Consider the following 6,896-nt stretch of genomic DNA (forward strand, 5'->3'; position numbering starts at 1 on the left):
TTTCAGTTCGGAAAAGCCCTGCCTGTGAGCCGCATCATCTTTACAGATTTTTTTCTATTTGTTATAGTAAAAATGGAGAGGCACCTGCGGGAGGAATGCAGATGTCAGAGAAACATAGAAATGCACAAAAATCAATGCCGCAAAGCAGAAAGCTGTTTAAATATCAAAAACGGAAGATTCGCCGCTATCTGAAACGCGTCCGCTGGCGGAGAAAGCGGAGGCAGAGGTATTTTCTGTATGGACTTGCACTGGCTGTATCCATGTACCTGGCGAGTATATGGAAGATGCGGGAACGGATCTGGTCGATCCGAGAGATGGATGTGATCGAGTATGAACTGCCGGAGGGGGAAAGAGCAGAGAATGGGGCGGAGGAAGCGCCTGCAGACTGGCAGGAGAAGAGAACAGTTGAACGGGAAAATGCCGGGGAAACATACGGAGCGACAGAAAAAACGGGAACTTCCACGAAAATCCGTCTGCATATGAAGACCGGAGAGCTGGAAATCCTGCACGAACGGGTGGAATCAGAAGGAGAGTGACTGTTTGCGGCAGGAAAAACGTTTGACCGGGCATGAAGGATGAATGGAAGAGCAGGAACGGTTACTGTGGCAAATTCCGTCACTGGGCATGTATGCGTGAACAGTAACCAAGAACGAAAGAGCTGCAGCCGGAACAGCGAAAAGTGATTGATTTTGAAAAGTGCCTGTATTATAATTTGCAGGTAGGATATTGAGAAAATGTGTCGGTGACGCCTTCAAATGGCTGCGAAAGAGACTATTTTCCATACCCTGAAAAAAGAAAGCGAGGTAAATTAGCCATGTACGACAGATATGTAAGCCCTCTTTCCGAGCGCTATGCAAGCAAGGAGATGCAGTATATTTTCTCTCCGGACAAGAAGTTCCGCACCTGGAGAAGACTTTGGATTGCGCTGGCAGAGACGGAGAAGGAGCTTGGCCTTCCGATTACGCAGGAGCAGATCGATGAATTGAAAGCACATAAGGATGAAATCAATTTTGATGTTGCTAAAGAGCGTGAGAAACTGGTGCGCCACGATGTTATGTCTCATGTGTATGCGTACGGCGTACAGTGCCCGACAGCAAAAGGAATCATCCATCTGGGTGCAACTTCCTGCTACGTAGGAGACAACACCGATATCATCATTATGACAGAAGCCCTGAAGCTGGTACGTAAGAAACTGATCAGTGTTCTGGATGAGCTGGCTAAATTTGCTGATAAATATAAAGCACAGCCGACCCTGGCATTTACCCATTTCCAGCCGGCACAGCCGACCACCGTCGGCAAGCGTGCAACTCTGTGGATGATGGAGCTCAAGCAGGATCTGGATGATCTGGATTATGTGCTTGGATCCTTACGTCTCCTTGGCTCCAAGGGAACAACCGGTACACAGGCAAGCTTCCTGGAGCTCTTTGATGGGGATCATGCAAAGTGCCGCAAGGTAGATCAGATGATCGCAGAGAAGATGGGCTTTGATGGCTGCTATCCGGTATCCGGACAGACCTATTCCCGTAAGCAGGATACACGTGTATTAAATGTTCTTGCAGGTATTGCACAGAGTGCCCATAAATTCTCCAACGATATCCGTCTTCTTCAGCATCTGAAAGAAGTAGAAGAGCCTTTCGAGAAGAATCAGATCGGTTCCTCTGCTATGGCATATAAGAGAAATCCTATGAGAAGCGAGCGTATGGCTTCCCTGGCTAACTACGTGATGGCAGACGTGATGAACCCGATGCTGGTTGCATCTACCCAGTGGTTTGAGCGTACATTGGATGATTCTGCGAACAAGCGTCTGAGTGTTCCGGAAGGCTTCCTTGCAATTGATGGTATTCTGGATCTGTACCTGAATGTCGTTGACGGTCTGGTTGTATATCCGAAGGTTATCGAGAAACACATGATGGCAGAGCTTCCGTTCATGGCAACCGAGAATATCATGATGGATGCAGTAAAGGCAGGCGGTGACCGTCAGGAACTGCATGAGAAGATCCGTACTCTGTCGATGGAAGCTGGAAAGAATGTGAAAGAGAAAGGTCTGGATAACAACCTTCTCGAGCTGATTGCAGCGGATCCGGCGTTCAATCTGTCCTTAGATGACCTGAAAGCAGCGATGAAACCGGAGCGCTACACCGGCCGTGCAAAAGAGCAGGTAGATGAGTTCTTGGCAGAGGTAATCCAGCCGATTCTGGATGCAAATAAAGAAGATCTGGGCGTGAAAGCAGAGATTAATGTCTAAACAGGATTTACATGGAAGTGTGAATCTGGAGTATTACCGGGTATTTTGCAGCGTGTGCGAATGCGGCGGCATCACGGCGGCCGCAGAGGCACTCTGCATTTCCCAGCCGGCGGTCAGCCAGGCGGTCCGACAACTGGAGACCGCGCTTGGCTGCCGCCTTTTTTTGCGGACATCGCGCGGCGTGAAGCTGACGAGCGAGGGAGAATTGCTTCTGTCGTATGTCAGACGGGGAATTGATGCGATACAGGACGGGGAGACGATGCTGCGGCGCATGAAGGACCTGGAAACGGGCGAGATCCGTATTGGCGCGAGCGATATGACACTTCAGTTTTATCTGCTTCCATATCTGGAACAATTTCATGAGCAGTATCCGAATATCAAGGTGACGGTTTCAAACGGTCCGACGCCCGAGACCCTTGAAGCACTCTATCAGGGACACATTGATTTCGGTATTGTCAGCACACCTTTTGAGACCAAGCAGGCGGTAAAGAGTCTTCCGGTTCAGGAGATCCGCAATGTGTTTATAGCCGGACCCAAATACGCAGCCCAGTTAAAGGGCAGAAAACTTTCATATAAAGAGCTGTTGAACTGCCCCTGCATCTTCCTGGAGCGCAATACCAGTACGCGCCGCTTTATGGATGAGTTTCTGGCAAAGCGCGGGGTTCGGCTGGAGCCGGAGTTTGAACTGGCCACCAGTGAGATGATTGTCCAGTTTGTTAAGCGGAATCTGGGAATCGGCTGTCTTATGTCGGATTTTGCATCGGAGGCTCTTGGAAATGGGGATGTTTTTGCGTTGGAATTTGACGAAGAGATGCCATCCCGTGAGTTTTGTCTGGTGGCAGCTGAGAAAGCCTGGATGTCCCCAGCGGCTGCGAAGCTTTTTAAGCAGCTGGCGAAGGTAACCACATGAGAAAAATAGGAGCTGCAAAGTAGCGGTTTTTCAAATTACATTGCCTGGCATATGTGTGAGCATCAATAGTATAAGTGTTAATTATGTAGCTTATAAATAATATTGATTTTACTTATATAGAAAAGTTGTGTATGATTATACAGTAAGAAGGCATGATCGTTTTTCGATCATGCCGAAAAGTATTTATATTCTTCTGAGGGAGGAAAATTCATGGTACGAGCAATAGTAGGAGCTAACTGGGGAGACGAAGGCAAGGGTAAGATTACCGATATGCTTGCTAAGGAATCCGACATCATTATCCGTTTTCAGGGAGGAAGCAACGCAGGTCATACGATTATCAACAATTATGGCCGTTTCGCACTTCACCTTCTGCCGTCCGGTGTATTTTACGGACACACAACCAGCATCATCGGCAATGGTGTGGCATTAAACATCCCGTTTCTGGTAAAAGAGCTGGAAAGCCTGGTATCTCAGGGGGTTCCGATGCCGCATATTCTGGTATCGGATCGCGCACAGATCCTGATGCCGTACCATGTTCTGTTTGATACGTATGAGGAAGAGCGTCTGGGCGGCAAGTCCTTCGGTTCTACCAAGTCCGGCATCGCGCCGTTCTACTCTGACAAATACGCGAAGATCGGTTTTCAGGTCAGCGAACTGTTCGAGGACGAGGCAGCTCTGAAAGATAAAGTACAGCGTGTCTGCGAGACAAAGAATGTCCTGTTAGAGCATCTGTACCACAAACCGCTGCTGAACCCGGATGAGGTTCTGGCAGAGCTGATGGAATACAAGAAGATGGTAGAGCCGTATGTATGTGATGTATCTGCATATCTTCATGACGCGATCAAAGAGGGCAAAAACATCCTTCTTGAGGGTCAGTTAGGTTCCCTGAAAGACCCGGATCACGGTATTTACCCGATGGTTACTTCTTCTTCGACTCTGGCAGCTTACGGCGCTATCGGCGCAGGTATCCCGCCGTATGAGATCAAAGAGATCACAACCGTTGTAAAGGCATACTCCAGTGCAGTCGGCGCAGGCGCATTTGTCAGCGAGATCTTTGGTGATGAGGCAGACGAACTCCGCCGCCGCGGTGGTGATAAGGGCGAGTTCGGCGCAACCACCGGACGTCCGAGACGTGTGGGCTGGTTCGACGCAGTAGCAAGCCGTTACGGCTGCCGCATCCAGGGTGCGACCGAAGTGGCTCTGACCGTTCTGGATGTTTTGGGATATCTGGACGAGATCCCGATCTGCGTTGGCTACGAGATCGACGGCGAAGTTGTCAAAGACTTCCCGGTAACCTACAAGCTGGAGAAAGCAAAACCGGTTCTGAAGACACTTCCGGGCTGGAAATGTGATATCCGCGGAATCAAGAAATACGAAGATCTCCCGGCAGAGTGCCGCAACTACATCGAGACGATCGAGGCAGAGCTTGGCGTACCGGTAACCATGGTATCCAATGGTCCGGGACGTGATGAGATCATTATGAGAAAGTAACTTTATAGAATCAATTTCAGCGGCGGTCCTGCATGATGAGTGCAGACCGCCGCTATTTTTGTGTAATAGGAAATTCCTTGAAATTCCCTATTACACAAAAAGGCACATTCTTTTTCAAGTTTATTCTGAAATCAGCCAGTCAATTAAATTCTTAGATTTTATGCCATCATAGGAAGAGTCCATTCCGGGATTCAAGGAAAGGACGATTTTTTCGTAATTGTCATTGATTTTTTGAAGAGGGAATAATTCAGGATAAGGTATGATTTGGTGTGAAGAAAGTTGGAGGGATGCCTTGGATAGAATCTGTGAGAACCGTGTTTTTTATGGTATGATAGATAAAAAGAAATCGTTTTATAAATGAAAAGTGAGACAAACGGGAATCGCCAGAGAATGAGAAATGGAAACATATAGAGATTTACTATCGCAAATTCATACAAACTGTAAAAACATACCATTTCATAAGAAATTATCAGCCTACAACATTTTTGATGTATTAGAGATACAGAGCCGTGAAGTGATCATGTGCCGTTTTTTGACCAATCTGCTGAACCCGGAGGGAATGCATGGCTGCGGAATCCGGTTTCTGAAATCGTTTATCCGAGATGTGTTAAAAATGGATCCGGTAAGCGATACATTGCTATTGCATACGGAGGTAGTCAAAGAGTACCCGATCGATAAAGAGAGAAGAATTGATATTTTCATACGGAATGCGGAGTATCAGATTCCGATCGAGGTAAAAATCTATGCGGGGGAACAGGAAGGACAGTGTTCGGATTACTTTGAGATGGCACAAAATTCCCGATTGATATATCTAACCCGTTTTGGAACTCCGCCATCTGAGTACAGCCGGAAGAAGAAAGGCGGAGGAAATTTATTACCATTAGGGCAAATCCAGTGTATTTCATGGGCAGAAGATATCTATCGGTGGCTGGAAGGTGAATTGCAAAATTTAAAAGAGTCATTTCGGGCAGTGATGGAGCAATATTTGGATGCGGTACATAGCATAGCGGATGAAAGAGAGAAGAAAGTGGCAGATAAAGTGATTGAGGCATTGTACGAATCGCCGGAAAAATTTCTTGCCGGAATCGAGATTGAAAAATCGATGAAAAAGGCAAAGGTGCGGCTGATTCGCCAGGTGTTTGAAGAATTTCAGCAGCAGATGCAGCCGATTTTAGAAAAATATGGTTTGGAATTAGAAAAGGATAGTGGATATTATTCCTATCAAGATCCGCAGCATGATAAATTTTATGATTGTTACAGCACCTATCCTGGATTGAATTATGTGGTAAAAAAGGCAAAATTTCAAAAAGCGGGTCTGGAACTCTGGTTTCGGATTGAAGTAGAATGTAATTTGTTTGCGGGATTTTGCCTGTTTGATAAAGAAGCCAGCTCCAAGGATGGCTTTTCGAAAGGCTATCAGGTGGATGATATAACCGACGGGCTTAAGCAGGAGGCATCCAGATATCTCAAAAAGGAAATAATTTTGCCGGAGGACTGGTGGTTAGCCTGGTGTTATCCGAACGGAAAACGCCACTGCGAAGAGGCAGAAGTGCCGGATTTTAAGCAGATGAATCCGTGTGCGGTTTCACTTGTGGATGAAACGGCGCGGAGGGAGTATGTGAAGCGGGCGTTGGCGGTGTTCGAGAGAGAGCTTTTGGGGTGGCTTTTGTAAAAGGATAAATTGTCGCTGAAACAGAACATCATACTGCACTATAAAAACACATTTACACAAATACAAACATTGTAAATAACAAATATATTCTACCTTGAAACCGAAAGCGAGGCGTTTCACCAAAATGACAAGAGAAGAATTATTTCAATGGGTAAAACTAGAATATGGCACGGAGCCGGAATATCCGTGGAAGGATTTGAATGCAGTGCTGCGTCGGGCAGATAATGATAAATGGTATGGTGTGATTCTGAGTGTTGCAGGAAGAAAGCTGGGACTGGAGGATGATAATACCATAGATGTTATAAATTTAAAGAGCGATCCGATGCTGATAGGTTCTTTGCGGGGGCAGAAAGGATATTTTCCGGCATACCATATGAACAAGGAGAAGTGGATCAGTGTTCTGCTGGGGGATGCGGGGCTGGATGAGCCAATTAAAAATTTACTTGCGTTAAGCTATGAGCTGACAGCGCCAAAGAAAAAGAAGAATACTTCCAACTAGGGGGGAGCTTATGTCAAACTTTGAATTTTTAACAACACTTTGCAAGAATTCTCCCATCCTCTCTAGGTGGTGAGATGAA

Annotated in this window: 6 protein-coding genes; all 6 read left to right on the forward strand. The window is 46.6% G+C overall.

Annotated elements, in window-relative coordinates; translation table 11 throughout:
- Window positions 1–101 precede the first annotated feature (101 nt).
- The 6 genes from DXC57_RS14285 to DXC57_RS14315 all read left to right on the forward strand — a co-directional run bounded on the left by DXC57_RS14285 (window position 102) and on the right by DXC57_RS14315 (window position 6,817).
- Complete coding sequence (locus DXC57_RS14285) at window positions 102–536, forward strand: hypothetical protein (protein WP_118653234.1); 435 nt, start codon at window positions 102–104, stop codon at window positions 534–536.
- 278 nt (window positions 537–814) lie between these two features.
- On the forward strand, window positions 815–2,245 hold the full coding sequence (gene purB, locus DXC57_RS14290) for an adenylosuccinate lyase (RefSeq protein WP_107001528.1): 1,431 nt from the start codon (window positions 815–817) through the stop codon (window positions 2,243–2,245).
- A complete protein-coding gene (locus DXC57_RS14295) occupies window positions 2,238–3,155 on the forward strand; it encodes a LysR family transcriptional regulator (protein ID WP_107001527.1) in 918 nt (305 codons plus the stop codon). Before purB ends, DXC57_RS14295 begins: the two co-directional genes overlap by 8 nt.
- 210 nt (window positions 3,156–3,365) lie before the next feature.
- The gene (locus tag DXC57_RS14300) at window positions 3,366–4,646 is read left to right on the forward strand and encodes an adenylosuccinate synthase (protein ID WP_107001526.1); all 1,281 of its coding nucleotides are present in this window, start codon (window positions 3,366–3,368) and stop codon (window positions 4,644–4,646) included.
- A 397-nt stretch (window positions 4,647–5,043) separates the two neighbouring features.
- Window positions 5,044–6,318: a PD-(D/E)XK nuclease family protein gene (locus DXC57_RS14310; RefSeq protein ID WP_118653236.1), complete on the forward strand. Its 1,275-nt coding sequence runs from the start codon at window positions 5,044–5,046 to the stop codon at window positions 6,316–6,318.
- Window positions 6,319–6,442: 124 nt separating this feature from the next.
- Window positions 6,443–6,817, forward strand: coding sequence for an MmcQ/YjbR family DNA-binding protein (locus DXC57_RS14315; protein ID WP_118653238.1), 375 nt, complete (start codon window positions 6,443–6,445; stop codon window positions 6,815–6,817).
- Window positions 6,818–6,896: the final 79 nt, after the last annotated feature.

Origin of the sequence: Clostridium sp. TF06-15AC (genome assembly GCF_003481165.1) — a bacterium.
In the GTDB taxonomy this organism is placed as follows: domain Bacteria; phylum Bacillota; class Clostridia; order Lachnospirales; family Lachnospiraceae; genus Otoolea; species Otoolea fessa.

Bases quoted from the DNA above. Each gene is read 5' to 3' on its own strand.
- DXC57_RS14285 (WP_118653234.1), top strand. From the start codon at position 102: ATGTCAGAGAAACATAGAAATGCACAAAAATCAATGCCGCAAAGCAGA.
- purB (WP_107001528.1), top strand. From the start codon at position 815: ATGTACGACAGATATGTAAGCCCTCTTTCCGAGCGCTATGCAAGCAAG.
- DXC57_RS14295 (WP_107001527.1), top strand. From the start codon at position 2,238: ATGTCTAAACAGGATTTACATGGAAGTGTGAATCTGGAGTATTACCGG.
- DXC57_RS14300 (WP_107001526.1), top strand. From the start codon at position 3,366: ATGGTACGAGCAATAGTAGGAGCTAACTGGGGAGACGAAGGCAAGGGT.
- DXC57_RS14310 (WP_118653236.1), top strand. From the start codon at position 5,044: ATGGAAACATATAGAGATTTACTATCGCAAATTCATACAAACTGTAAA.
- DXC57_RS14315 (WP_118653238.1), top strand. From the start codon at position 6,443: ATGACAAGAGAAGAATTATTTCAATGGGTAAAACTAGAATATGGCACG.